This is a genomic window from Amycolatopsis mongoliensis (assembly GCF_030285665.1).
GTDB lineage: Bacteria > Actinomycetota > Actinomycetes > Mycobacteriales > Pseudonocardiaceae > Amycolatopsis > Amycolatopsis mongoliensis.
Genome location: NZ_CP127295.1, coordinates 1,838,370 through 1,864,196, shown reverse-complemented (window position 1 = coordinate 1,864,196; position 25,827 = coordinate 1,838,370). Strand labels below are relative to the sequence as shown.

At 71.4% G+C, this 25,827-nt stretch carries 28 protein-coding genes and 1 pseudogene; 25 read left to right on the top strand and 4 right to left on the bottom strand.

Features of this window, described 5'->3' with window-relative positions; translation table 11 throughout:
- Positions 1–2: 2 nt before the first annotated feature.
- The 14 genes and pseudogenes from QRX60_RS08870 (at position 3) to QRX60_RS08805 (ending at position 13,514) form a co-directional block, all read left to right on the top strand.
- Positions 3–239, top strand: a complete 237-nt coding sequence (locus QRX60_RS08870; protein WP_286000291.1) for a glutaredoxin family protein — start codon at positions 3–5, stop codon at positions 237–239.
- Positions 240–386: 147 nt separating this feature from the next.
- The gene (locus QRX60_RS08865; protein ID WP_286000290.1) at positions 387–1,943 is read left to right on the top strand and encodes a molybdopterin-dependent oxidoreductase; all 1,557 of its coding nucleotides are present in this window, start codon (positions 387–389) and stop codon (positions 1,941–1,943) included.
- Between the two features lie 329 nt (positions 1,944–2,272).
- Complete coding sequence (locus tag QRX60_RS08860) at positions 2,273–3,187, top strand: redox-sensing transcriptional repressor Rex (protein WP_286000289.1); 915 nt, start codon at positions 2,273–2,275, stop codon at positions 3,185–3,187.
- A 73-nt stretch (positions 3,188–3,260) separates the two neighbouring features.
- On the top strand, positions 3,261–4,568 hold the full coding sequence (locus tag QRX60_RS08855) for a glutamyl-tRNA reductase (RefSeq protein WP_286000288.1): 1,308 nt from the start codon (positions 3,261–3,263) through the stop codon (positions 4,566–4,568).
- Between the two features lie 20 nt (positions 4,569–4,588).
- The gene (hemC, locus tag QRX60_RS08850) at positions 4,589–5,518 is read left to right on the top strand and encodes a hydroxymethylbilane synthase (protein WP_286003535.1); all 930 of its coding nucleotides are present in this window, start codon (positions 4,589–4,591) and stop codon (positions 5,516–5,518) included.
- 83 nt (positions 5,519–5,601) lie between these two features.
- The gene (locus QRX60_RS08845) at positions 5,602–7,134 is read left to right on the top strand and encodes a bifunctional uroporphyrinogen-III C-methyltransferase/uroporphyrinogen-III synthase (RefSeq protein ID WP_286000287.1); all 1,533 of its coding nucleotides are present in this window, start codon (positions 5,602–5,604) and stop codon (positions 7,132–7,134) included.
- A gap of 165 nt (positions 7,135–7,299) precedes the next feature.
- Positions 7,300–8,271, top strand: a complete 972-nt coding sequence (gene hemB, locus QRX60_RS08840; protein WP_286000286.1) for a porphobilinogen synthase — start codon at positions 7,300–7,302, stop codon at positions 8,269–8,271.
- Positions 8,272–8,288: 17 nt separating this feature from the next.
- Positions 8,289–8,831, top strand: a complete 543-nt coding sequence (locus tag QRX60_RS08835) for a heme-copper oxidase family protein (protein WP_286000285.1) — start codon at positions 8,289–8,291, stop codon at positions 8,829–8,831.
- On the top strand, positions 8,828–9,274 hold the full coding sequence (locus tag QRX60_RS08830) for a hypothetical protein (protein WP_286000284.1): 447 nt from the start codon (positions 8,828–8,830) through the stop codon (positions 9,272–9,274). Before QRX60_RS08835 ends, QRX60_RS08830 begins: the two co-directional genes overlap by 4 nt.
- Before the next feature lie 13 nt (positions 9,275–9,287).
- The gene (locus QRX60_RS08825) at positions 9,288–9,626 is read left to right on the top strand and encodes a hypothetical protein (RefSeq protein WP_286000283.1); all 339 of its coding nucleotides are present in this window, start codon (positions 9,288–9,290) and stop codon (positions 9,624–9,626) included.
- 62 nt (positions 9,627–9,688) lie between these two features.
- Positions 9,689–10,978 carry an efflux RND transporter periplasmic adaptor subunit gene (locus QRX60_RS08820; protein ID WP_286000282.1) on the top strand — a complete coding sequence of 430 codons (1,290 nt, stop codon included), beginning with the start codon at positions 9,689–9,691 and terminating at the stop codon, positions 10,976–10,978.
- On the top strand, positions 10,975–11,679 hold the full coding sequence (locus QRX60_RS08815) for an ABC transporter ATP-binding protein (RefSeq protein ID WP_286000281.1): 705 nt from the start codon (positions 10,975–10,977) through the stop codon (positions 11,677–11,679). Before QRX60_RS08820 ends, QRX60_RS08815 begins: the two co-directional genes overlap by 4 nt.
- A complete protein-coding gene (locus tag QRX60_RS08810) occupies positions 11,676–12,881 on the top strand; it encodes an ABC transporter permease (protein WP_286000280.1) in 1,206 nt (401 codons plus the stop codon). The genes QRX60_RS08815 and QRX60_RS08810 overlap by 4 nt, the downstream gene beginning before the upstream one ends.
- 37 nt (positions 12,882–12,918) lie before the next feature.
- Positions 12,919–13,514 (top strand): annotated as a pseudogene (locus QRX60_RS08805) (hypothetical protein).
- Here QRX60_RS08805 and QRX60_RS08800 read toward each other — a convergent pair.
- The gene (locus QRX60_RS08800; RefSeq protein ID WP_408630219.1) at positions 13,511–14,020 is read right to left on the bottom strand and encodes a TspO/MBR family protein; all 510 of its coding nucleotides are present in this window, start codon (positions 14,018–14,020) and stop codon (positions 13,511–13,513) included. The pseudogene QRX60_RS08805 and the gene QRX60_RS08800 overlap by 4 nt on opposite strands.
- A gap of 27 nt (positions 14,021–14,047) precedes the next feature.
- Here QRX60_RS08800 and hemL point away from each other — a divergent pair, with 27 nt between their 5' ends.
- The 8 genes from hemL to QRX60_RS08760 all read left to right on the top strand — a co-directional run bounded on the left by hemL (position 14,048) and on the right by QRX60_RS08760 (position 22,115).
- A complete protein-coding gene (gene hemL / locus QRX60_RS08795; RefSeq protein WP_286000278.1) occupies positions 14,048–15,349 on the top strand; it encodes a glutamate-1-semialdehyde 2,1-aminomutase in 1,302 nt (433 codons plus the stop codon).
- Positions 15,346–15,972, top strand: a complete 627-nt coding sequence (locus tag QRX60_RS08790; RefSeq protein ID WP_286000277.1) for a histidine phosphatase family protein — start codon at positions 15,346–15,348, stop codon at positions 15,970–15,972. The genes hemL and QRX60_RS08790 overlap by 4 nt, the downstream gene beginning before the upstream one ends.
- Positions 15,969–16,538: a TlpA family protein disulfide reductase gene (locus QRX60_RS08785; protein WP_286000276.1), complete on the top strand. Its 570-nt coding sequence runs from the start codon at positions 15,969–15,971 to the stop codon at positions 16,536–16,538. Before QRX60_RS08790 ends, QRX60_RS08785 begins: the two co-directional genes overlap by 4 nt.
- Before the next feature lie 89 nt (positions 16,539–16,627).
- Entirely contained in the window at positions 16,628–16,993 is a 366-nt protein-coding gene (locus tag QRX60_RS08780; RefSeq protein ID WP_286000275.1) for a hypothetical protein, read from the top strand.
- Positions 16,994–17,351: 358 nt separating this feature from the next.
- Positions 17,352–18,125, top strand: a complete 774-nt coding sequence (locus QRX60_RS08775; protein WP_286000274.1) for a cytochrome c biogenesis CcdA family protein — start codon at positions 17,352–17,354, stop codon at positions 18,123–18,125.
- Positions 18,122–19,717 (top strand): cytochrome c biogenesis protein ResB, encoded by a 1,596-nt coding sequence (resB, locus tag QRX60_RS08770; protein ID WP_286000273.1) that lies wholly within the window; start codon positions 18,122–18,124, stop codon positions 19,715–19,717. Before QRX60_RS08775 ends, resB begins: the two co-directional genes overlap by 4 nt.
- 3 nt (positions 19,718–19,720) lie before the next feature.
- The gene (gene ccsB, locus QRX60_RS08765) at positions 19,721–20,689 is read left to right on the top strand and encodes a c-type cytochrome biogenesis protein CcsB (protein WP_286000272.1); all 969 of its coding nucleotides are present in this window, start codon (positions 19,721–19,723) and stop codon (positions 20,687–20,689) included.
- Positions 20,690–20,765: 76 nt separating this feature from the next.
- Positions 20,766–22,115, top strand: coding sequence for a MinD/ParA family ATP-binding protein (locus QRX60_RS08760; protein ID WP_286000271.1), 1,350 nt, complete (start codon positions 20,766–20,768; stop codon positions 22,113–22,115).
- A 130-nt stretch (positions 22,116–22,245) separates the two neighbouring features.
- On the opposite strand, the gene QRX60_RS08755 is transcribed toward QRX60_RS08760, so the two are convergent.
- Entirely contained in the window at positions 22,246–22,431 is a 186-nt protein-coding gene (locus tag QRX60_RS08755; RefSeq protein WP_286000270.1) for a hypothetical protein, read from the bottom strand.
- 153 nt (positions 22,432–22,584) lie between these two features.
- Complete coding sequence (locus QRX60_RS08750) at positions 22,585–22,797, bottom strand: BldC family transcriptional regulator (RefSeq protein WP_072474890.1); 213 nt, start codon at positions 22,795–22,797, stop codon at positions 22,585–22,587.
- 279 nt (positions 22,798–23,076) lie between these two features.
- Here QRX60_RS08750 and QRX60_RS08745 point away from each other — a divergent pair, with 279 nt between their 5' ends.
- From QRX60_RS08745 to cds1, 3 genes are read left to right on the top strand one after another with little or no spacing between them, the layout of a single operon-like run.
- Positions 23,077–23,550: an Lrp/AsnC family transcriptional regulator gene (locus QRX60_RS08745; RefSeq protein WP_286000269.1), complete on the top strand. Its 474-nt coding sequence runs from the start codon at positions 23,077–23,079 to the stop codon at positions 23,548–23,550.
- An 11-nt stretch (positions 23,551–23,561) separates the two neighbouring features.
- Entirely contained in the window at positions 23,562–23,849 is a 288-nt protein-coding gene (locus QRX60_RS08740; protein ID WP_286000268.1) for a DUF4229 domain-containing protein, read from the top strand.
- Positions 23,846–24,928 (top strand): L-cysteine desulfhydrase Cds1, encoded by a 1,083-nt coding sequence (cds1, locus tag QRX60_RS08735; protein ID WP_286000267.1) that lies wholly within the window; start codon positions 23,846–23,848, stop codon positions 24,926–24,928. Before QRX60_RS08740 ends, cds1 begins: the two co-directional genes overlap by 4 nt.
- Here the strand turns inward: cds1 and QRX60_RS08730 are convergent.
- Complete coding sequence (locus QRX60_RS08730) at positions 24,925–25,797, bottom strand: 1,4-dihydroxy-2-naphthoate polyprenyltransferase (protein ID WP_286000266.1); 873 nt, start codon at positions 25,795–25,797, stop codon at positions 24,925–24,927. The genes cds1 and QRX60_RS08730 overlap by 4 nt on opposite strands.
- Positions 25,798–25,827 lie beyond the last annotated feature (30 nt).

Below are 25,827 nucleotides of genomic sequence, written 5' to 3'. Positions count from 1 at the left end.
CCATGGCGCACGAAGTGACGGTCATGAGCCGGGTGGGCTGCCACCTCTGCGAGGTCGCGGAGGCGGACGTCGCCCGGATCTGCGGCGAGCTCGCGGTGCCGTGGAAGACGGAAGACGTCGACACGGACCCGGAGTGGCGCGCGGAGTACGGCGACCGCGTCCCGGTGATCCTGGTCGACGGGGCCGAGCACGGGTACTGGCGGGTGGAAGAGGACCGGCTCCGGAAGGCCCTCGCCTGACCGCAGTCTGCCGCGGCTTGTCGTGAGTGGTAATTCGGGTTAGAACCCTGATTACCACTCACGACAACTTGCGCCGGGCCCCAGCCGTAACACGTCCGTAAGCCGTTCCGGGCAGCCTTCCGGGGCCGGTGCTCCGAAGATGGAGGCGTGAGCACTCTGCAGGACGCGCCGCCCGAAGCGCCGAGGCGGCTTTCGCTGCCCGTCGCCACCCTCATCGGCCTCCTCGCGCTGGCCGCCGCCCTCGGGGTCGGGCACCTCGTCGCGGGCTTCGTCGGCTACACCGCTTCACCGTTCATCGCGGTCGCCAACTACGTCATCGACCACAGCCCGACCGGGATCGTGAAGTGGGCCGAGCGGACGCTGGGCACCTGGGACAAGCCGGTCCTCAAGATCGGGCTCGGCGTCGTGCTCGTGCTGTTCGCGGTGCTCGCCGGCCAGCTCTCGCGCCGGACACCGCGGGCCGGGCAGGTCCTCGTCTTCCTGCTCGGCGCCGCCGGGGTCGCCGCCGTCTACGCGCGCAGCGACCTCGGGCAGGTCTCGCTGCTCGCGCCGGTCGCCGCCCTGGTCGCCGGGCTCGTCGTGTTCACGATGCTGCACCGGCTCGCGCTGCCCGTGGACCTCGGGCACGACCGCGGCTTCGACCGGCGGAAGTTCCTGCGCGCCGGGATCGGCGTCGCCGCCGGTTCGGGGATCGCCGCCGTCGTCGGCCAGGTGGCCGGGACCAGCTCGAACGCCGAGGACTCCCGGGCCGCCGTCGGGCCGCTCGTCCCCGCCCGCACCGCGCCGCCGCTGCCCGCCGACGCCGACTTCGCGAAGCTCGGCTCGCCGCCGTTCCTCACGCCGAACGGCGACTTCTACCGCATCGACACCGCGCTGGTCGTCCCGCAGATCCGCACCGAGGACTGGAGCCTCAAGATCCACGGCATGGTCGACCGCGAGGTGACCTTCTCCTACGCCGACATCCGCAACCGGCCGCTGGTCGAGCGCCGCGTCACGCTGACCTGCGTCTCCAACGAGGTCGGCGGCCCGCTGATCTCGAACGCGACCTGGCTCGGCGTCGACCTCGTCGACCTGCTCGGCGAAGCCGGCGTGCACCCCGGCGCCGAGCAGATGTACGCCACCAGCGTCGACGGCTGGACGTGCGGCACCCCGGCGAACGTCGCGCTCGACCCGCGGCGCGGCGCGATGCTGGCGATCGGCATGAACGGCGAGCCGCTGCCGGTCGAGCACGGCTTCCCGGCCCGGATCGTCATCCCCGGCCTGTACGGCTACGTGTCGGCGACGAAGTGGGTCGAGTCCCTCGAGTTCGCCAAGTGGGACGACCGGCAGGCGTACTGGCTCAACCGCGGCTGGGCCGAGCAGGCGCCGATCAAGACGGAGTCCCGGATCGACACCCCGGCCGCCTCCGGCCACGTGCCGGCGGGCAAGGTCCGGCTGGCCGGCACGGCGTGGGCGCAGCACACCGGCATCGCGAAGGTCGAGGTCCGGCTGGACCAGGGTTCGTGGCGCGAGGCGACCCTGTCGGCCGAGGTGAGCAAGGACACCTGGCGCATGTGGTGGATCGAGCTGGACGTGCCGAAGGGGACGCACCAGGCGTTCGTCCGCGCGACCGACCAGGACGGCTACACCCAGACGGAGAACCGCGCGGACCCGGTGCCGGACGGCGCGACGGGCTGGCACTCGGTCACCCTCGACGCCCGCTGAGTGACCGGCGCACCGGAGCCGTTCACCGTGCCCGGCGGCCCGCTCACCGCGTCGTGAAGATCGGTCCCCGAACGCCCCCGACCCGCGCTGAGCCCGGAAGTGCCTGGCGGGCAAGGATTCTGACGCCGCGTCATGATCGGCGGCCCTTCCCGGTCCCCGGGAAACGCCTCCGACCAGTGACTTTGTGCGCGCGTTCACAAGTGGTCTACCGTAGGACCATCGCCCCCGGGCGGTCCGCATCGAACCGGACCCCGCGCCCTGGGTCAAGACACAGTTCGGCTCGGCCGTGGCGATGGCCGCCGGGTGCACAGCGAGCAGGAGACGACGGCGTGGTGACACAGCGGGGGAGGCGCGACGGAGCGGACTCCGCCGGCCGGCCGCCCCGACGGCCCCGCCGTCCGGCCACCCCGGACGCCGACAACGCGCCGACCGCCGAAATCCCGGCCGTACCCGCCGAGGGCACCGGCCGCAACGGGGATGCCCCCGAGGCCGTCCGGGCGAAGTCGATTCCCGAAGCGGCGGTCGCCCGCCTCGCCGTCTACCTCCGCGTATTGTCCGGAATGTCCGAGCAGGGCGCGACGACCGTTTCGAGTGAGGAACTCTCCCAGGCGGCGGGGGTCAATTCTGCGAAATTGCGCAAAGACCTCTCGTACCTGGGTTCCTACGGCACTCGCGGCGTCGGCTACGAAGTCAGCGTCCTGGTCAGCCAGATCGAACGCATCCTCGGCCTGACCCGGCAGCACAAGGTGGCCGTGGTCGGGATCGGCAACCTCGGCCACGCGCTGGCCAACTACGGCGGCTTCCCGGGGCGCGGTTTCCCGGTCGAAGCGCTGTTCGACCTGGACGCGGACCTGATCGGCGTGCCGGTCGGCGGCCTCCCGGTGTCGCACATGGACGACATCCCGCGGGTCTGCGCCGAGCGCGGTATCTCCATCGGCGTGATCGCCACCCCGCCGACCGCCGCGCAGTCGGTGTGTGACCGCCTGGTCGCGGGCGGTGTCCAGTGCATCCTCAACTTCGCCCCGGTCGTGCTGCAGGTTCCTGCTCACATCGAGGTCCGCAAGGTGGATTTGGCCGTGGAGCTGCAGATACTCTCGTTCCATGTGGCCCGCCGCGCGGATGACGCCGCCGGCAGTCAGGGCAATTCCGGATTACCCGGCACGGGCCTGCCGTCCGACAATGGGAAGGGCGGCCGGAACGGTTCGGGTCCGGACGGCGGACGGGAAATGGTGGTGCGCTCATGAGCGAGCTTGCGAGTGAATCATTCGGCACAGCGCAGCCGCTCAGGCGCTCACCGAGCGTCAGCGAGGTGACGGCATGAGCGTGTTGGCGGTCGGTCTCTCGCATAGGAGTGCGGAGCTGAGCACGCTCGAGCGCGTCGCGGTGCCGACGCCCGAGATCGGCAAGGTGCTCGACGAGCTGCAGCAGGCCGAGCACGTCAGCGAGGTCATGCTCGTCTCGACGTGCAACCGGATCGAGGTCTACGCGGTCGTCGAGACGTTCCACGGCGGCCTCGACGACGTCACCGGCGTGCTGTCCCGCCAGTCCGGGATGGAACCGGCCGACCTCTACGACAGCCTGTACGTGCACTACGCCGGCGCTGCCGTCGAGCACCTGTTCTCGGTCACCTCGGGCCTCGACTCGATGGTCGTCGGCGAGACGCAGATCCTCGGCCAGATCCGGTCCGCCTACGCCACCGCGCGCGAGGCCGGCACCGTCGGCCGCACGTTGCACGAGCTGATCCAGACCACGCTGCGCGTCGGCAAGCGCGTCCACACCGAGACCGGGCTCGACACCCTCGGCGCGTCGGTCGTGTCCGAGGCGCTCGCCGCGGCGGGCGACGTCACCGGCAAGCACGCCGTCATCGTCGGCGCCGGGTCGATGGGCGCGCTGAGCGCGTCGCAGCTGCGCAAGGCCGGGATCGGTGAGATCACCGTCGCCAACCGCACCGACGCCCGCGCCCGCCGCCTCGCCGCGAACGTCACCGACCAGGGCGTGCCGGCCCGCGCGATCCCGCTGTCCGGGGTCGCCGAAGCCGTGCGCGACGCCGACATCGTGATCTGCTGCACCGGAGCGCAGGACGCTGTGTTCGCGCCGGCGCAGGTCCTGCCGCGCAGCGGCCGGGCCCTCGCCGTCTGCGACCTCGGCCTGCCCCGCGACGTCGACCCGGCGGTCGGCGAGCTGGCCGACGTCCGGGTCGTGGACCTGGCCACCATCCAGCGCCGGATGCGCGAAGCCGGCACCCCGACCACCGAGCGCCAGACGGCGAAGGCGACCGGGATCGTCCTCGACGAGGTCCGCGACTACCTCGCCGGGCAGCGCAGCGCCGAAGTGACCCCGACGGTGACGGCGTTGCGCCGCCGTGCGGCCGAGGTGGTGGACGCCGAGCTGCTGCGGCTGGACCACCGGCTGCCCGAACTCGACGGCGCCGTCCGCGAAGAGGTCGGCCGCACGGTCCGCCGGGTGGTCGACAAGCTGCTGCACGCGCCGACGGTGCGGGTCAAGCAGCTGGCCGCCGAGACCGCCGAGACCGACTACGCGAACGCGTTGCGAGAACTGTTCTGCCTCGACCCGCAGGCACCCGCCGCGATGGCGAGCCCGAAGCCCCCACCAGAGAAGAAGTAGTAGTGACCAGAGTCATTCGCATGGGGACCCGCGGCTCGAAGCTCGCGCTCACCCAGACCGGGACCGTCGCCGACGCGCTGCGCGCCACCGGCGTCGAGGTCGAGATCGTCAAGGTGACCACCCCCGGCGACAAGTCGCTGGCGCCCATCGCGACGATCGGCGTCGGCGTGTTCACCTCCGCGCTGCGGGAAGCCTTGCTGCGCAACGAGGTCGACGTCATCGTCCACTCGTACAAGGACCTGCCGACCGCACCCGAGCCGGGTATCACGCTCGCCGCCGTGCCGCCGCGCGAAGACCCACGGGACGCGTTGATCGCGCGCGACGGGCTGACGCTGGGCGAGCTGCCGCCGGGTTCGACGGTGGGCACCGGCGCGGCGCGGCGCACCGCGCAGCTGCGCGCGCTCGGTCTCGGTTTGGAAATCGTGCCGATTCGCGGCAATATCGACACCCGCATGCGCAAGGTCACCGACGGCGAGCTGGATGCCGTGGTGCTCGCGCGTGCCGGACTGGCCAGGGTCGGACTGGCCGAGGTGATCACCGAGACCCTCGACCCGATCCAGATGCTGCCCGCGCCCGCCCAGGGTGCGCTGGCGGTGGAGTGCCGGACCGCCGACGTGGACCTCGAGCAGCTGCTCGCATCCACATTGGACGACGAGAGCACGCGGGCCGCGGTGACGGCCGAGCGTGCTCTGCTGGCCGCGCTCGAGGCGGGGTGCAGCGCGCCGGTGGGCGCGCTCGCCGAGATCGTTGAAGATCTCGACGCCGAGGGCAAGGTCGTGGAACGGATCTCGCTGCGCGGCACCGCCGCGGTCGACGGCGAGGACGGCGCGGTGGACATGGTCCGGGCCATCGCGCTCGCCGACAAGGACCAGGCTGCCCAGCTGGGCAAGGACCTGGCCGCCGAGCTGCTGGACCTCGGAGCCGGAGCCCTCTCCGGCCCCGCGCAGTAAGCGACCTTCGGGGCGCTTCACAGACGTAGGAGACCTGTGGCCGTGCGATCGCGCGCGGCCGCCGCAAGAGGAGAAACGCACAGATGACCCCCGCGCGAAAGACCACCGGGCGCGTAGCGTTCGTGGGCTCCGGGCCCGGCGACGCCGGCCTGCTCACGGTCCGTGCCCAGGAACTGCTCGCCAAGGCCGAGGTCGTGGTGACCGACCCCGACGTGCCCCAGGCCGTGCTGGCCATGGCGGCCGAGGGTGCCGAGGTCCGGCCCGCCGTCGGCGAGGCGGCCGAGGTCGCCAAGGACCTCACCGCCGAGGCCAAGGCCGGCCGGCTGGTGCTGCGCCTGATCGCGGGCGACCCGCTGACCACCCCGGCCGTGGTGGCCGAGGTGCAGGCGGTCGCGCGCACGAGCGCCGTGTTCGACATCATCCCGGGCGTCTCGCCGGGCGCGGCCGTCCCGGCTTACGCGGGCGTCGCGCTGGGCGGCACGCACACCGAGGTCGACGTCCGCGGCGACGTCGACTGGGCGGCCCTGGCCGCCTCGCCGGGCCCGCTGGTGCTGCACGCGACGTCGGCCCACCTGGCCGAGGCCGCGTCGGCGCTGACCGGCAACGGCGTCCCGGCGTCGACCCCGGTCGCGGTCACCGCGAACGGCACCATCAACACCCAACGCACCCTCGACACCACGCTCGAGAAGGTCGCCAACGACGCGGGCGAGCTCGTCGGGCCGCTGATCGTCACGATCGGCCAGGCCGCCGGGCACCGCTCGAAGCTGTCCTGGTGGGAGTCGCGGGCGCTCTACGGCTGGAAGGTCCTGGTGCCGCGCACCAAGGAGCAGGCCGGCGAGATGGCCGAGCGCCTGCGCGGCCACGGCGCGACGTCGCACGAGGTGCCGACCATCTCGGTCGAGCCGCCCCGCAGCCCGGCGCAGATGGAGCGCTCGGTCAAGGGCCTGGTCGACGGCCGCTACCAGTGGATCGTCTTCACCTCCACCAACGCGGTGCGCGCGGTGTGGGAGAAGTTCGAGGAGTTCGGCCTGGACGCCCGCGCGTTCTCCGGCGTGAAGATCGCTTGCGTCGGCGCGGCCACCGCGGAGAAGGTGCGCTCGTTCGGCATCATCCCCGAGCTGGTCCCGGCCGGTGAGCAGTCGTCGGAAGGCCTGCTGGCCGAGTTCCCGCCGTACGACGACGTGCTCGACCCGGTCGACCGCGTGCTGCTGCCGCGGGCGGACATCGCCACCGAGACGCTGTCGGCCGGCCTGCGCGAGCGCGGCTGGGAGATCGACGACGTGACGGCCTACCGGACCGTCCGGGCCGCGCCGCCGCCCGCCGAGACCCGCGAGATGATCAAGACCGGCGGGTTCGACGCGGTCTGCTTCACCTCGTCCTCGACCGTGCGGAACCTGGTCGGCATCGCCGGCAAGCCGCACACCCGCACGCTGGTCGCGTGCATCGGCCCGAAGACCGCGGAGACCGCGGTCGAGTTCGGGCTCCGGGTCGACGTCCAGCCGGAGAAGGCGGACGTGCCGCACCTGGTGGACGCGCTGGCCGAGCACGCCGCCCGGCTTCGCGCGGAGGGTGCGCTGCCGCCGCCGCGCAAGGCGAAGCGGGCCCGCCGCTCCTGAGGTTCGTTGGTCCGTGAAGGCCTCCTTACCGGCTGTAAAGGCCGGGAAGGAGGCCTTCACGGCTTTTCGGCCCCGCGGGTCGCGACCCGCACGCTCATCGTGCGGAAGCGGCCGCTGGGCACCCTTGCGGAACTTCCGCCGGACCGCGCGGAGTAACTTGGAAGGGTGTTCCCAGAGCATCGTCCCCGCAGGCTCCGCACCACCCCGGCCATGCGCAGGCTGGTGGGTGAGACGACGCTGCGGCCACGCCAGCTGATCCTCCCCATGTTCGTCGCCGAGGGCCTCGACCAGCCGAAGGCGATCTCGAGCATGCCGGGCGTCGTCCAGCACACCCGCGACACGCTGCGGAAGGCCGCCGTCGACGCGGTCAACGCCGGGGTCGGCGGGCTCATGCTCTTCGGCATCCCGGCCACGCGCGACGCCGAGGGCTCCGGGGCGGTCGACGAGCGCGGCATCCTCAACGTCGCCCTGCGCGACCTGCGGCACGAGCTCGGTGACGCGACCGTGCTGATGGCCGACACGTGCCTCGACGAGTTCACCGACCACGGCCACTGCGGCGTCCTGGACGCCGACGGCGTGGTCGACAACGACGCCACCCTGCGCATCTACGCCGAGATGGCCGTCGCGCAGGCCGAAGCCGGGGCGCACGTGCTCGGGCCGTCCGGGATGATGGACGGCCAGATCGGCGTCATCCGCCGCGCGCTCGACGAGGCCGGCCACCGCGACAAGGCGATCCTCGCCTACTCCGCGAAGTACGCCAGCGCGTTCTACGGCCCCTTCCGCGAGGCCGTCGACTCGCAGCTCAAGGGCGACCGCAAGACCTACCAGCAGGACCCGGGCAACGGCCGCGAGGCGCTGCGCGAGATCGAGCTGGACCTCGCCGAGGGCGCGGACATGATCATGGTCAAGCCCGCGCTGTCCTATTTGGACGTCATCAAGGCGGCCGCGGACATCTCCCCGGTCCCGGTGGCGGCGTACAACATCTCGGGCGAGTACGCGATGGTCGAGGCGGCCGCGGCGAACGGCTGGCTCGACCGCGAGCGGACGATCCTCGAGGTGCTGACGTCGATCCGCCGCGCGGGCGCCGACATGATCCTCACGTACTGGGCCGCCGAGGCCGCTGCCTGGCTGGACTGACCGGTTAGAGTCACCGCGTGACGGACAAGGACACCGAGGACCTCAGCGGTCTCACCGACGACGAACGCCGCAAGCAGGGCCGCTCGCCGGACCCGGTGCTGCCGGGGCAGAAGGCACCGAAAGCGACGCCGCCGCGGCCGGTGGCGATCTCGTTCTGGCTGTGGCTCGGCGGCGGTGTGGTGCTGATCCTCAGCTACGTCCAGCTGCTGACCAGCAAGTCCGCGGTCATCGACCAGTACGTCAAGGGCACCACCGACCCGAAGTACACGCCGCAGATGATCGCGGACGGCGTCACGGCGCTGCTGTGGTACCTGCTCGGCGGGTCGATCGTGTTCGTGCTGCTGTTCCTGCTCTTCGCGTACAAGGCCCGCGAAGGCACCCGCTCGGCCCGGACGGTGCTGACGATCCTGCCGATCGTGATGGTGCTGCTGATCATGGTCGTCGCCCCGATCATCAACTACCTGACGCTGGTCGCGGTGCTGCTGTTCGTCATCGCGCTGATCCTGATGTACCTGCCTTCGGTGGCCGGCTACTTCCCGAAGGCCGGCCGGAAGCCGTGAGCGACCGGCTCTACGCCGAATCCGGCGTGAGCTGGGCCGCCATCGTGTGGGGCCCGGTGTTCGCGCTGGTCGGCGCGCTGGCGGAACTCGCCACGGGCGGGCCGGTGCACGTCGTGGGCTGGGTGATGGTCGGCGCCGGGCTGTGCGTGATCACCGTGCCGTGGGTGTACGCGCGGCGCCGGTTCCTTTCGCTGGAAGTCACGACGAAGCAGCTGCGCCAGGGCCGCGAGAAGGTCGCGGCGGACCAGCTGGCGTCGGTGAAGGACGTCGGCGCCCCGGTCGGGGCGCGAGTGCTCGGTGGCGGCTGGTCGGTCCCGCGCAAGTACGACTCCCTACCGGTCGAGCTGGTGGACGGCACGGTCGTCCTGGCGTGGGCGAAGGACGTCGAAGCCCTCCAGGACGCGCTCGACCGGCTCGTCCGGGCGACGCCGAAGGAAGCATGAGAAAATCCCTCCTGTGATCGACCTCCCGCAGCCCACCGGGGCCGAGCTCTGGCCGCCGGAAGAACCCGGCCCGCGCGCTCGGCTGCACAAGCCGTGGCGGACGCTCGTCGCCGTCGTGGAAGTCGTGCTGGCCGTGGCCGCCGGGTGGGCCGCCTACGCGCTCTGGCACGGCGGTGCGGCCACCGTCGTCACGCACACCGACGACGGTGCGGCGCTCGAGTCGCACCGGTACTTCGGCGGGATGCTCGCCGCCGCCATCGGGCTCGGCACCGTGGCCGTGCTCCTGCTGGTCGACGCGATCCGTCAGCTCTCGCTCGCGGTCCGTGCGCGGCACCGCGAACCGAAGGCCTGATACACAGCTCCCGCACAGGGAACGAACAGTCAATTGCTAAACAGCGGCAGCAGGGTTGCCGCATGACGCGCGTGCGTGCCTCGAAGGCATGGGTGATCAACGGTGCTCTGGTCGTACTGCTGGCCGGAGCGGGTTTCGGGATATACCAGGCATTCAGCCCCGAACCGAACACGGCGCAGGCGCAGACCCGCAGCACCCCGGTGCGCCGCGCGACGGTCACCGAAACCATTTCCGCCGCCGGGACCCTCGCCAGCAGCTACACCGGCGCGGCGAACTTCTCGTCGGCCGGGAAGGTCACCTCGATCGACGTGAAGGTCGGCGACGTCGTGAGCGCCGGCCAGAAGCTCGCCACCATCGACAGCACGCAGGCGGCGAAGCAGCTTCAGGTCGCGAAAGCGAACCTCGCCGTCGCGCAGGACAACCTCGACTCCGCCGAGACCGCCGAAAGCACCCCGGCGACCGGGCAGAACAGCCAGAACAGCACGCAGTCGGCGGCCACCAGCGTCACGTCGGCGCAGGCGAAGCTGGACCAGGCCGAGCTCGACGTCCAGACCGCGCAGGAAGCGCTCGACAACACCACGCTCGTCGCGCCCGGCGCCGGCACGGTGACCGCGGTCAACGGCACGGTCGGGCAGCAGTCCTCCAGCGGCTCCGCGTCGAGCAGCAGCGCCCAGCCGTCCTCCAGCGGCAGCGGCCAAGGCGGGCAGGGATCTTCGAACAGCGCCGCGGCCAGTAGCAGTAGCAGCTCCAGCAGTGGCTTCATCACCATCACGAACATGACCGGCCTGGTCGTGAACACCTCGGTCGCCGAGATCGACGTCAGCAAGGTCAAGGCGGGCCAGAAGGCCACCGTGACGCTCAACGCGCTGCCGGACAAGCCGGTCCAGGCGACCGTCTCGAGCATCAACCTGACGCCGACGACGAGCGGCAGCGTCGTGTCCTACGGTGCGCAGCTGGCCCTGACCGACCCGCCGGACGGACTGCGGCCCGGCCAGTCGGCGAGCGTCGTGATCACCGTCGCCGAGGCGCAGAACGCGCTGAGCGTGCCGGCCGCGGCCGTGACGACGGCCGGCAACACCAACGTCGTCACCGTGCAGGAGAACGGCCAGAACGTCACGCGCCAGGTGCAGGTCGGCATCCGCGGCGAGTCGACCGTGCAGATCACCTCCGGGCTGACCGAGGGCGAGAACGTGGTGCTCACCGCGACGGCCGCGACCGGCGGCACCGGCACCGGCCGCACCGGCACCGGGACGGGTGGCACCGGCGGGTTCCCCGGCGGCGGGACCGGGGGCTTCCCCGGCGGCGGCCAGCGCGGCACGGGCACCGGCGGCGGCTTCGGCGGCCGCGGGTGAACCCGGTGATCGCGGTCTCCGGACTGCGCAAGACCTACGGCGCCGGCGAGACGGCGGTGCACGCGCTGCGCGGCGTCGACCTCACCGTGTGGCCCGGCGAGTACGTCGCCATCATGGGTGCCTCGGGCTCGGGCAAGTCGACCCTGCTGAACATGCTCGGCTGCCTCGACGTCCCGACGTCCGGCCAGTACCTGCTGGACGGATTCGGCGTCGGCCGGCTGAACGAACGGCAACTGGCGTTGCTGCGCAACCGGAAGATCGGCTTCATCTTCCAGTCGTTCAACCTGGTGCCGCGGACGTCCGCTTTGTCCAATGTGGAGCTTCCGCTCGTCTACAGTGGACTCCGCCGGTCGGAACGGCGGCGGCGCGCGCTCGCGGCGCTCGAGATGGTCGGGCTGTCCGACCGGGCCAAGCACCTCCCCAGCGAGCTCTCCGGCGGGCAGATCCAGCGCGTCGCCGTGGCGCGGGCGCTGGTCACCGGCCCGGCGATGCTGCTGGCGGACGAGCCGACCGGCAACCTGGACCGCCGCAGCACCGAGGACGTCCTCGGCGTCTTCGACCGGCTCAACCAGCTCGGCCGCACCATCGTCGTGATCACGCACGAGGACGAGGTCGCGCACCACGCGCACCGCGTCGTGCGGGTCGACGACGGCCTCATCGTGTCGGACGAGGTCACTCGCGCGGTCGGAGCGGTCTCGTGAACTTCCTCGAAATCCTGCGCTTCGCCGTCCGCGGGCTCACCGCGAACAAGCTGCGCTCGGCGCTCACCACGCTCGGCATCACCATCGGCGTCGCGGCGGTGATCCTGCTCGTCGCGGTCGGCAACGGTGCGTCGGCGGCCATCGCGGCCAGCATCCAGGGCCTCGGCACCAACGTCGTCAACGTCTCCCCGGCGCGCGGCGGCGGCCAGGGCGCGTCCGCGCGGCCGCTGACCGTCCAGGACGCGCACGCGCTCGTCGACCCGGTCGGCGCGCCGGACGTCAAGGCGGCCTCGCCGGTGGTGAACACGACGGCGACCGCGACCTACGGGCAGACGTCGTACGACATCTCCAGCGTCGCGGGCACCGAGCCGGCGTACTTCACGACGACCAACCGCGACCTGGCCCAGGGCTCGCTGTTCACCAGCGAGGACGTCACGGCCGCGCGCAAGGTCGTCGTGCTCGGCCCGACGACGGCGGAGTCGATCTTCGGCACCGCCACAGACCCGGTCGGCAAGAACGTCTTGTTGAACAGCATCCAGTTCACCGTGATCGGCGTGCTCCAGGCCAAGGGCAGCACCGGGCTGCAGAACGCCGACGACGTCGCCATCGCGCCGATCTCGGCCGTGCAGAACTCCCTCGCCGGGTACGGCAGCCTCAGCCAGATCGCCGTCCAGGCCACCAGCGCGGACTCCGTCTCGCTGGCGCAGTCCGAGATCACCGCGATCCTCAACGCGCGGCACGGCATCCGGCTCGGCGGCACCGCCGACTACCAGATCCAGAACTCCGAGCAGCTGCTCGCGACGCGGACGTCGGCGACCGAGACGTTCACCGTGCTGCTGGCGGCGGTCGCGGCGATCTCCCTGCTCGTGGGCGGCATCGGCGTCACCAACATCATGCTCGTCACCGTCACCGAGCGGATCCGCGAGATCGGCATCCGCAAGGCCATCGGCGCCCCGCGCGCGGCCATCCTCGGCCAGTTCCTCGCCGAAGCGACCATGCTCAGCCTGTTCGGCGGGCTGCTCGGCGTCGCGATCGGGCTGATCGGCAGCCGGTTCACCATCTCCGGGATCAAGCCCGTCGTGGTGCCGTCCTCGATCCTGCTCGCCTTCGCGGTATCCGCCCTGATCGGGCTGTTCTTCGGCAGCTTCCCGGCGAACCGGGCCGCCAAGCTGCGGCCCATCGACGCCCTGCGTCACGAATAGACCGCCGCCGTGCGTCACGAGTAAGGAGTCTTCGCCTATGTCTTCGTCCACGACGAACCCGCCGGGCTCGGCCCCCGGGGACGACCCGACGACCGAGCTTCCCCTGGCGGCGCTTTCCCGTGAGAGCGACGCTCCGGAGCCGACCGCGGAGCAGATCGTCGCCCGCCCGGCGGTCGAGGGTGACCTGAACGCCGAGATGCGCCGCGCCGCGAAGCCGTTTTCCCGCACCACCATGGTGCTGGCCGGGCTCGTCGTGCTCGCGATCGCGTTCGGCGGCGGCGCCTGGACGCACGCGGCGTTCGGTTCGTCGTCTTCAGCGACGCCCACCCGGCCGGCCGGCGGCACCCAAGGGGGACTCAGGGCGGCACCGGCCAGCAGGGTGGCGGCTTCCGCGGCGCGGGCGGGCGCGGCACCACGGGCACGGTCGACCGCGTCGACGGCACCACGGTCTACGTCAAGACCGCCCAGGGCGACGACGTCAAGGTGTCCACATCGGACTCGACCACGGTCGGCGTCACCCAGCAGGGCAAGCTCTCCGACCTCAAGCCGGGCTCGACGGTCGTCGTCCAGGGGCAGGTGGGCGACGACGGGACGGTGGCCGCGCAGGCCATCACCCAGCAGGCCGCGCGCTAGTTGAGCGTGACGATCGCGGTGTTGAGGGCCGTCGCGTAGAGGATCCACGCGAGGTAGGGCACCAGCAGCGCGGCGGCGGCCTTCGAGCGGCGGGCGAACAGGACGATTGTGACGACCACGACGACGTCCAGCACGAGGATGTCGACCAGCGCCGCCTGCGCCGCGCCGCCCTCGAAGAACAGCGGGGTCCACAGCAGATTGGCCAGCAGACCGATGCCGTACGCGGCGAAGCCCCGGGTTTCGCCGTCCGTGCGCCAGTACAGCCAGCCGGACACCGCGATCAGGACGTACAGAACTGTCCACACCGGACCGAACAGGGACGAGGGCGGAGCCCACAGCGGCAGCTCGAGCCGCGCGTAGACGTCCTTCGCCGACGCCGCGGCCAGGGCGCCGACCACGGCCACCACGGCGACGACGCCGAGGAAGCAGGCCAGCACCAGCCACGGGTTGCGCTGTGACACACGATCGGTCACCGGCTGTTCCCCTCCCGGGCGGCGTCCGGCCATCTTAGGGGGGTTTGGGAGACTGGGCAGGTGAGCACTGGAACCGAGCAGTCCAAGGCATGGTTCGAACGCGCGAAGGCGGCCGTCCCGGGCGGGGTGAACTCGCCGGTCCGGGCGTTCAACTCGGTCGGCGGCACCCCGCGGTTCATGGTCCGCGGCGAGGGCCCGCACCTGTGGGACGCCGACGGCAACCGCTACGTCGACCTGGTGTCCTCCTGGGGGCCGATGATCCTGGGGCACGCGCACCCGGCGGTCGTCGAGGCGGCACGCGCGGCGGCGTCGTCCGGGCTGTCGTTCGGCACGCCGACGATCGGCGAGGTCGAGCTGGCCGAGGAGATCATCGGCCGGGTCGAGCCCGTCGAGCAGGTCCGGCTGGTCAACTCCGGCACCGAGGCGACGATGAGCGCGATCCGGCTGGCCCGCGGGTTCACCGGCCGGTCGAAGATCGTGAAGTTCGCCGGGTGTTACCACGGTCACGTCGACGCGCTGCTCGCGCAGGCCGGCTCCGGCGTCGCGACGCTCGGGCTGCCGACGTCGCCGGGCGTCACCGGCGCGCAGGCCGCGGACACGATCGTGCTGCCCTACAACGACCTCGACGCCGTCCGGAAGTCCTTTGTGGACAATCCGGGCGAGATCGCCGCGGTGATCACCGAGGCCGCGGCCGGCAACATGGGTGCGATCGCGCCGGACGAGGGCTTCAACGCCGGCCTGCGTGACCTGGCCCACGAGCACGGCGCGCTGCTCGTCATGGACGAGGTGATGACCGGGTTCCGCGTCTCGCGCGCGGGCTGGTTCGGCCTCGAAGGCGTGGCCGGCGACCTCTACACGTTCGGCAAGGTGATGTCCGGCGGCCTGCCGGCGGCGGCGTTCGGCGGCCGCGCCGACGTGATGGCCAAGCTCGCCCCGGGCGGGCCGGTCTACCAGGCCGGGACGCTCTCCGGGAACCCCGTCGCGGTGGCCGCGGGCCTCGCGACGCTGCGCGCGGCCGACCACGCCGTGTACGCGGCGCTCGACGCGAACGCGAAGCGCCTCGGCGACCTCTTCCGCCGCGAGCTGAGCGCCGCCGGCGTCGCGAACCACGTCCAGTACGCGGGCAACCTGGTCAGCGTGTTCTTCGGGGACCAGCCGGTGCGCGACTACGCGGGCGCACAGGCGTCCGAGACGTGGCGGTACCCGGCGTTCTTCCACGCGTTGCTCGACGCGGGTGTGTACGGGCCGCCGAGCGCGTACGAGGCCTGGTTCGTCAACGCGGCGATGGACGACGAAGCGTTCTCGGTGATCGAAGCGGCCCTGCCGGCGGCGGCTCGCGCGGCGGCGGAGGCGGTCAAGTGACCACCGTCGTCCACCTGCTGCGGCACGGCGAAGTGCACAACCCCGAGAAGATCCTCTACGGCCGGCTGCCCGGCTACCGGCTGTCCGAGCGCGGGCAGCGGCAGGCGCTGACGGTCGCCGAGGCCGTCGCCGGCCACGACCTCGTGCACGTCGTCGCGTCGCCGCTGCAGCGCGCGCAGGAGACGGCGGGCCCGATCGCCGCGGCGCACCGGCTCGACATCGCGACCGACGAGAGCCTGATCGAAGCCGGCAACCAGTTCGAGGGCCTGCACGTCGCGGTCGGCGACGGCGCGCTGCGGGAGCCTCGCCACTGGCCCAAGCTGATCAACCCGTTCAAGCCGTCGTGGGGCGAGCCCTACCTCGAGATCGCGCACCGGATGCTCGGCGCGGTCCACCGGGCGCGGGAGGCGGCCGACGGCCACGAGGCGCTCTGCGTGTCGCACCAGCTGCCGATCTGGACGCTGCGGCGGTTCCTCGAGGGCAAGAAGCTGTGGCACGACCCGCGGCGCCGCCAGTGCTCGCTGGCGTCGCTGACCAGCCTCGTCTTCGACGGCGGCGAACTGCGCGAGATCGTCTACAGCGAGCCCGCCGGCACCACCGATCCGAAGGTGACCGGGGCATGAAACGGCTGGTCGTCGGGGTCGTCGCGGTGCTGGCGCTCGCCGGGTGCAGCAGCGGCAAGGACGCGGTGGTGCAGGGGAGCAGCTTCAGCTTCGTCTCCCCGGGCGGCAAGGTCGACATCACCTACGACCTCGCCCAGCGCCAGACGGCGCCGGTGCTGGCCGGCGACGACCTGATGAACGAGGGCAAGCAGCTGTCGCTGGCGGACTTCCCCGGCAAGGTCGTCGTGCTCAACCTGTGGGGCCAGTGGTGCGGGCCGTGCCGCACGGAGGTCCCGGAGCTGGAGTCGCTGGCGAAGCAGGCACCGGAGGTCCAGGTGGTGGGCATCGACGTCCGCGACCCGGCGCGCGACGTGGCGCAGGACTTCGTCCGGGACCGGCAGCTGACGTACCCGTCGATCTACGACCCGGACGGCCGGGTGCTGCTCAAGCTGAGCGGCTACCCGCGCAACATCATCCCGTCGACGATCGTCCTGGACAAACAGCACCGCGTGGCGGCGGTCTTCCTGCGGCAGGTGCTGGCCCAGGACCTCCTCCCGGTGACGCAGAGCCTGGAGAAGGAAGCCTGATCGAAGGGCTTTTGCCGGATTTTTACCGGCTTGCGCAGTTTTCGGCTAGGTTTGCCCATGATCGTTTCGCTCGACCATGGGGAGGAACCATGCTGAAGAAGATCGCGGCCGCCGCACTGATCGCGGCGGCCGCCACCACCGCGGTGGCGACGCCCGCGCTCGCGTCCGCGGGCGGCTGCAACGACCGGAGCTGCATCGAGGTGGACGGGAGCGGGCTGCGGGTCGACATGATCCAGGCCCACACCAAGCCGGGGGACAGCTTCTACGGCCACTTCCACATCTACGGCGGCGGCATCGACGTCAACAGCCCGACGCAGACCTGGGGCTTCTCCGGGTACAGGATCTACCCGGGGCGTGACCTGCCGAACGGCTCGGTGCTGTGCGTCGAAGGCTGGGAGCAGACCGGCGCCGGCCACGCCCTGCGCGGCCGGCCGTGCGTCGAGGTGCACTTCTGATCGACGGCGCCCCGGCGCCCCCACCCATCCCTGGGGGGCGTGCCCTTGTCCAGTCTATCGGCGAGGTGCGACAAACCCCGCTGACAGCCGGCTCCGCGCCGGAGCTGTCCACATTCGCGGCGCGCTGTGGACAACTGCAGGGACGCAACGCCTGAAGGCCTGACAGGCCGGACGCTCACGGGCTGTCCGTTGGCAGCCGGCGAACGCCACATTGGGTGCGTGGGACGCAACCACCGCCACATTGGGGCGCTCCGGTGTGAGCGGACGGGCGGGACCAAGGTCCTGATCTGCTGTGGCGTAGGTCCTGTGAAGCGGCCCCGGCGTTCTCACCGGGACCTCACTGCCTACCCTCAACGGGGTGAACTCCGTGACCGAGCTGGCGATCTCCGGACCGCTGCTGCTCGCCGCGGGCGTCGCGCTGCTGGCCGGAACGATCTCCTTCGCCTCGCCGTGCGTCGTTCCGCTCGTGCCGGGGTACCTCGCGTACCTCGCCGCGCTCGTCGGCGCGGACGCGCCCGCCGTCAGCGCCGACGAGGACCGCAAGAAGGGCCGCTGGGCCGTTCTCGGCGCCGCGCTGCTGTTCGTGCTCGGGTTCACCGTCGTCTTCGTCGCCACGCTGGGCACCCTCGTCTGGCTGGCCGACACGCTCACCCTCAACCAGAGCCTCCTCCAGCGGATCGGCGGCGTCCTGACCATCGCCATGGCGCTGGTGTTCCTCGGCTGGATCCCCGGCCTGCAGCGCGAGGTCCGCTCTCACCGCGTCCCGGGCGGGGGCGTCTGGGGCGCGCCGCTGCTCGGCGCGGTCTTCGGCCTCGGCTGGACGCCCTGCATCGGCCCGACACTCTCCGCCGTCATGTCGCTGGCCAGCGCGACCGGCGGCGCCGCGGCCCGCGGCTACCTGCTGATCGCCGTCTACTGCCTCGGCCTCGGGGTGCCGTTCCTGCTCATCGCACTCGGCGCTCGCTGGGCCGTCCGGGCCACCGACTGGGTGCGTCGGCACGGCCGCCAGGTGCAGATCTTCGGCGGCGCACTGCTGATGGTCGTCGGGATCCTGCTGGTCACCGGCGTCTGGGGAGACCTGATGGGCTTCCTCCGCAACGAGCTCACGGGCACCCTGGAGCTGCCGCTGTGACGACCACCGAGGCCCCGCCCGCGGCCCCCAAGGGCCCGACGCCCGCCAAGCGCACCTTCGCCTTCGTGCGCAACACCTGGCGCGGCCTGACGTCGATGCGCACCGCGCTCGTCCTGCTGTTCCTGCTCGCCCTCGCCGCCCTGCCCGGCGCGCTCCTGCCGCAGCGGAAGCTCAACGCCCCCAAGGTCGACGAGTACATCACCGCCCACGGCTGGTGGGGCACCCTGCTCGACAAGCTCGAGTTCTACGACGTCTACTCCAGCATCTGGTTTTCGGCCATCTACCTGCTGCTGATGATCTCGCTCGTCGGCTGCCTGACCCCGCGCAGCTTCGACTACGTCAAGGCGATGCGCGCCAAGCCGGTGCTGACCCCGCGCAACCTCGCGCGGATGCCGCACTACCGGCTCGGCCGCGGCAAGTCCGACGTCGGCGCCGAGATCGCCGCCGTCCACAAGCACCTGTCCGGCTGGCGGCGCGTCGAGCGCGAAGAAGCCGACGGCGTCCGCACGATCTCCGCCGAACGCGGGTTCCTGCGCGAGACCGGCAACCTGCTCTTCCACTTCAGCATGCTCGGCCTGATCGTGTTCTTCGCGCTGGGCAAGCTGTACGGGTACGAAGGCCAGGTCATCGTCCAGGCCGACGGCGACAGCTTCTGCAACTCCGGCATCTACAACTACGACTCCTTCAACGCGGGCCTGCGCGTCGACGGCACCGACCTCGACCCGTTCTGCGTGAAGGTCAACGACTTCACCGTGCGGTACACCCCGGCCGGCGAGCCGGAGTACTACCACGCGAACATCCAGTACCAGTCCGGCGGAGACCTCGACACGAACACCTGGCGCCCGTACGGCCTCGAGGTCAACTCGCCGCTGCGCACCGCCGGCGACCGCGTCTACCTGCTCGGCCAGGGCTACTCGCCGCAGTTCACGGTGACCTTCCCGGACGGCACCAAGCGCACCCAGAACACCCAGTGGCGCACGGTCGACCCGACCACGATGCTCGCCGAGGGCGCGACGAAGTTCGACCAGCCCGGCATCACCGACGAGGTGCAGCGGCGGACCCGCCAGCTCGCCATCACCGGGCTGTTCGCGCCGACGTCGTTCCTGCACGGCAACGTCCTGACGTCGTCGGCGCCGGAGCTGAAGGACCCCGCCGTCGCCGTCGACATCATGCGCGGCGACCTCGGCCTGGACGCCGGGCGCGGCCAGTCGGTGTTCGAGATCGACCAGTCGCTCGTGGACGACGGCAGGCTGAAGAAGGTCGCCCGCGAGAACCTCAAGGTCGGCCAGGAGATCAAGCTCGACGACGGCACGAAGGTCCGCTTCGACGGCGTCAACCACTGGGTCTCCCTGCAGGTCTCCCACGACCCGACGCAGGGGTTCGTGCTCGGTTTCGCGATCGCGATGTTCCTCGGCCTCGGCGCGTCCCTGCTGGTCAAGCGCCGGAGGCTGTGGGTGCGGGTGAGGCCGGGTACCGAGGACGACCCGGGTACCGTGATCGAGGTCGCCGGACTGGCCCGCACCGACCAGGCCGGGTACGGCGAAGAGTTCCACCGGATCAGTGAACGCCTGATCAGTGGTCAGAAGGGCTGAGGCATGCCGATCAACGAGACGCTGTCCACCTACAGCGACTGGCTCTACACCACCGCCGCCGCGATCTACGTCGTCGCGCTGATGATGACGCTGATCGAGCAGGGCTTCGGCGCCAAGGGCCGGCTCGCCACCGAGCGGGCCAAGCTGCGGGCGCGTGAGCTCGTCGGTGCCGGCGGCCCGCCGATCGAAGAGGCCCGGGTCGCGCAGCGTGCGGCCGGCCGCCCCGAGCGGATCGGCAAGATGGGCGCCTCGCTGCTCGTGCTCGGCGCGCTGCTGCAGCTGTCGGCGATCGTGCTGCGCGGGCTCGCCGTGCACCGCGCGCCGTGGGGCAACATGTACGAGTACGGCATGGCGGTCACCTTCATCACGGTGGTCACCTGGATCGTCGTCATGTCGAAGTTCCCGGTCCGGCACCTCACCGGCTTCCTGCTGCTGCCCGTCGTGATCCTGATGTTCATCAACGGCACGCTGCTGTACACGACCGCGGCGCCGGTGCAGCCCGCGCTGCAGTCGTACTGGCTGGTCATCCACGTCTCGGCGGCCATCATCGGCTCCGGCGTGTTCCTCGTTCCCGGTGTCGCCAGCGTGCTCTACCTCTTCCGGGCGGCGTACGAGAAGGACGAGACGAAGTTCGCCCGGTTCGCCTCGAAGCTGCCCGCGGCCGACGTCCTCGACCGGATCGCCTACCGGACGACGATCTTCGCCTTCCCGGTCTTCACCTTCGGCGTGCTCTGCGGCGCGGTCTGGGCCGAGTCGGCCTGGGGCCGGTTCTGGGGCTGGGACCCCAAGGAGACCGTCGCGTTCATCGCCTGGGTGATCTACGCGGCCTACCTGCACTCGCGGGCGACCGCCGGCTGGCGCGGGGCCCGGGCCGCGGCGATCAACATCGTCGGGTTCGCCGCGATGATCTTCAACCTGTTCTTCGTGAACCTCGTCACGGCGGGCTTGCACTCGTACGCCGGGGTGGGCTGAGCAACCCGCTGGTACGCCGACTACCGTCGTCATCAGGGGGATTGATGTCGGGCGGAGTGCGCGGAGGTTTACACCGGTGACCGGACCCAGTGAAGAATCGGCTCCTGGCCACCCCGAACAGGCTGAACCGGCCGCTGCCCCGCAGCAGCCGGAGGTAAGCCTGTTCGCCGACGACCGGACGGACTCGCACCCGCACCCGGAGACGTCGGGCGCGTTCGACGTGCAGCCGACGCAGGCGGTCGCCCCGCCGCCCAACCCGGCGGTGTCCGGGCCCCACCAGGTGCCGAACCCGGCCGTGTCGGGGCCGCACCAGGTGCCCAACCCCGCCGTGTCGGGGCCGCACCAGGTGCCCCAGTACGGCTACGACCAGAACCTCCCGCCGCTGCAGCCGCAGTACGCCCAGGCGCAGGCCCAGTACCCGCCGCAGCAGCCGTCCGGGCTGCCGCAGCCCCAGGGCGGCGGCCGGCACGCGGCGCCGCAGCAGCCGGGCCACGGCCACGACCTGTCGACCGCGCACCTGGTCAAGCAGGTCAAGCGGCCTCCGCAGTCGGGCTGGCGCAAGGCCGTCTACGTCGGTTCCGGGAAGCTGATCAACCCCGGCGAGAGCCCGGCGGACACGCAGCGCCGCGACCTCATCGCGCGCGTCAACCAGCCGCTGCGCGGGTGCTACAAGATCGCGATGCTGTCGTTGAAGGGCGGCGTCGGCAAGACGACGGTGACGACGACGCTCGGGGCGACGTTCGCCTCCCTGCGCGGTGACCGTGTGGTGGCGGTGGACGCCAACCCGGACCGCGGCACGCTGTCGCAGAAGCTCCCGCTGGAGACGACGGCGACGGTCCGCCACCTCCTGCGCGACGCGGCCCGCATCACGCGCTACAGCGACGTCCGGTCCTACACGTCCCAGGGCGCCAGCCGGCTGGAAATCCTCGCGAGCGAGCAGGACCCGGCCGTTTCCGAGGCCTTCTCCGAGGAGGACTACCGGCGCACGGTCAACCTGCTCGAGCACTTCTACAACATCGTGCTCACCGACTGCGGGACCGGCCTGATGCACTCGGCGATGAAGGGCGTCCTGGACGTCGCGGACGCGCTCGTCGTCGTGTCGTCCGGCTCGGTGGACGGCGCCCGCAGCGCCTCGGCGACGCTCGACTGGCTCGAGGCCCACGGCTACGGCGAGCTCGTGAAGCGCTCGGTGGCGGTGATCAACTCGGTCCGTCCCAAGGGCGGCTCGGTCGACCTCGACAAGCTTTCGGCCCACTTCGGTGCGAAGGTCCGGGCGGTGTGCAAGGTGCCGTTCGACCCGCACCTGGAAGAGGGCGCGGAGATCGAATTGGACCGCCTGTCCGGCGACACGCGCCTGGCCCTGCTGGACCTGGCCGCGACGGTGGCCGACGGCTTCGCCACCCCGCTCTCGCAGGGCTACCGCTAAGTCGTCACCCGCGTGATTCGGGCCGGAACTCGCGTGATCGAAGCCGGAACTCGCGAGTTCCGGCTTCGATCACGTCAGATCCGGGTCCAGTCACGCGAGTGACGGGTTCCGGCAAGCGAAAGTAAAAGGCTCAGCTGTCTTCGTCCCGGCGCTTGCGCTGCTGTTCGGACAGCTGGCGCAGGAAGTCGGGGTCGTCGTCCGGGGCGATCGGGGCGCGGCGCGGGGGCGAGGTGACCCCGACCCGCTGACCGGCGAACGACCGCCACAGGAGCAGGGCGACGACCAGCGCGCCGACCGCTGCGAGCAGAGCGAGCATGCCGGATCCTTCCGTGTGGGTCCCCCGAGGTTAACCCGTCGAGCCGGGTTTCGGCCCGAACCCCGTCGGGCGGGGTGACGACCAGAACACGAAGGGCCGCGCGGGGCGGGGGTAAGTCCCCCGTACCCGACACGGCCCGGCGCTCGAGATGGTTCAGGCCTTGCGGGCCGGTTCGCTGGCGTCCGTGGTCAGCTCCGCGAGGAGCTCGTTCACCTCGGACTCCCGGAACCGCCGGTGCCCGCCCGGGGTCCGGATCGAGCCGATCCGCCCGGCTGTCGCCCACCGGGTGACCGTCTTGGGGTCCACCCGGAACAGTGCTGCCACCTCACCAGGGGTGAGCAGGCGTCCGCCCATCGTCGCGGTCATTTTCCGCCTCCTTAACGACCTCACTGCTATACCGGAGGCGTCCGGGCCCTTTTGGCCCGTCGCGCCGGGGTAGCCAACACGGCAATCGTTGCACTTCACCCGTCGGGTACTCGAACGGTTGTCCAAGAGTAAAGAGCCCTTAAAGGTCAAAACGGACAGTTTGCTTACGTTGTGCAACTAATTTGCGGTGACCTGACGTGCCCGGATGTCGTTCGACCCGGTCATCGGCCGCGTGGCATGGTGCCAATGGGGGATTGTCCAACCGCATAGAGTGATCTCGTGGATCAGTTGGACCGGAAGATCATCGCGGCGTTGCGTATCAACGGACGGGCCACCTATGCGGACCTCGGGCGGGCCGTCGGGCTCTCCGCGTCGTCGGTGCACGAGCGGGTGGGCAAGCTGGAAGCCGCCGGCGTGATCACCGGCTACCACGCGGTCGTCGACCCGAGCTCGGTCGGCCTCGGCGTCACCGCTCTCGTCAGCATCCACCCGACCGACACCGCCACGGAGGACGACGTCGCCGACGCGCTCGCCGAGCTCGACGAGGTCGAGAGCTGCTACGCGGTGGCGGGGGACGAGGCCTTCGTCGTCAAGGTGCGCGTGCCGACCGTCGACGAGCTGGAGCGCACCCTCGGCCGCCTCCGGCGCATCCCCGGCGTCGGGCGGACGAACACGACCGTCGTGCTCTCGACCCGCTTCGAGGGCCGCCCGAACAACGCGGGCCTGCAGCGGGACCGGGCGGGTGGCGCGTAGCCTGCTTCGGTGTGAGCGACGAGAAGGCCCCGCAGCTGGCCCGTGACCTGACGCTGTACCTGGTGGCGCGGTTCGTGCTGGTCGCGGTGATCGCGTGGGTGCTGTCCCTGGCCGGGGTGCCGCTGCTGGTGGCGCTGGTCGTCGGCCTGGTCGTCGGGCTGCCGCTGGGCCTGCTGCTGTTCCGCCCGCTGAACGCCCGCGTCACGGCCGGCCTGGCCAAGCGCAACGAGAAGCGCGCCCGGGCCCGTGCCGACCTGCGCGCGCAGCTGCGCGGAGACGTCTCCGGCCAGCCGGAATGAGCCGCCTGCACGCCCGCAGCTGGGTCCGCGAGGCCGTCCGGATCATCGAGGCCGACGCGAACCGCAGCGCCGACACCCACCTGCACGTCTTCCCGCTGCCCCCGGAGTGGGGCATCGACCTGTACCTCAAGGACGAGTCCGTCCACCCGACCGGCTCGCTGAAGCACCGGCTCGCGCGGTCGCTGTTCCTGTACGGGCTCGTCAACGGCCAGATCGGGCCGGACACCGTGCTCGTCGAGGCGTCCAGCGGGTCGACCGCGGTGTCCGAGGCCTACTTCGCTCGCATGCTGGGCCTGCGCTTCATCACCGTCGTGCCGCGGCGCACGTCGAAGGAGAAGATCGCGCTCATCGAGTTCTACGGCGGCGAGTGCCACTACGTCGACGAGGCGCCGGCGATGTACCCCGAGGCGGAGCGGCTCGCGGCCGAGTGCGGCGGGCACTACCTCGACCAGTTCACCTACGCCGAGCGCGCGACGGACTGGCGCGGCAACAACAACATCGCCGAGTCGGTCTTCGCGCAGATGCGCGCGGAGCGCCACCCGGTGCCGGCGTGGATCGTGGTCGGCGCGGGCACCGGCGGCACGAGCGCGACCTTCGGCCGGTACGTCCGCTACAAGCGCCACACCACGAAGATCTGCGTGGTCGACCCGGAGAACTCGTCGTTCTACGGCGCTTGGGAGACCGGGGCGCTCGACTACGCGACCGGCATGCCGTCGCGGATCGAGGGGATCGGCCGGCCGCGCTGCGAACCGTCGTTCGTGCCGGGTGTCATCGACGAGATGTTCCGGATCCCCGACGCGGGCTCCCTGGCGGCGATCCGGCTGCTGCGCGAGCGCACCGGGCACTGGGCGGGCGGCTCGACGGGCACGAACCTCTACGGCGCGTTCCGGCTCATCTCGCGCATGGTCGAGGACGGCCAGGCGGGCAGCGTCGTGACGCTGCTCTGCGACGGTGGCGAGCGGTACGCGCACACGTACTACAACGACGAGTGGGTCGCGAAGCAGGGACTCGACCTGGCGCCGCACACGGCGTTGTTCGAAGAGTTCCTGACGACGGGGAAGTTCGTCCCGGAGGACTAGAGGTTCAGCGCGATCGCGGTGACGACCGCCCACAGGAGCATGGCCAGGCCGGTGTCCCGCAACGCGGGGATCAGCTCCCGCCCGGTCTTCCCGCCGTGGACGGCGCCGATGGCGGGCAGCAGCAGGCCAATGGTCAGCACGGCCAGCGCCGCCAGTCCGGGCCCGGTGACCGCCAGGACCACGCTGAGCACGTACGGCGCCGTCACCAGCACCAGGTACAGGTTCCGGGTGCCCCGGTCGCCGAGGCGGGTGGCCAGGGTGCGCTTGCCGGACTCGATGTCGGTCGGGATGTCACGCAGGTTGTTGGCCGTCAGGACCGCCGTCGAGAAGCAGCCGACCGCGACCGCGCACGCCAGCGCCGCCCAGCTGACCCGCCCGGCCTGCACGTACACCGTGCCCAGGACGCCGGCCAGGCCGAAGAACACGAACACGGCGATCTCGCCGAAACCGTAGTAGCCGTAAGGCTTCTTGCCGCCCGTGTAGAACCATGCGCCGAGGATGCACAGCGCCCCCATGGCCAGCAGCCACCAGTGCCCGCTGACCGCCACCAGCACCAGGCCCAGCACCCCGGCCAGGCCCAGCGCGACGAGCGCCGCCGTCAGCACCGCCTTCGGCGCGGCGACCCCGGAACCGACCAGTCGCAACGGTCCGACGCGGTTTTCGTCCGTGCCGCGGATGCCGTCGGAGTAGTCGTTGGCGTAGTTGACGCCGACGATCAGCGAGAGGGAGACCAGCAGCGCCAGAACCGAGCGCCACCACGAGAACGCGTCCAGCGCGATCGCCGCGCCGACGCCCGCCACCACCGGCGCCACCGCGTTGGGCAGCGTCCGCGGCCGGGCCCCTTCGATCCACTCGCTCAAGCTCGCCATGGCGCCATTCAACGCCATGACGATCAAGCC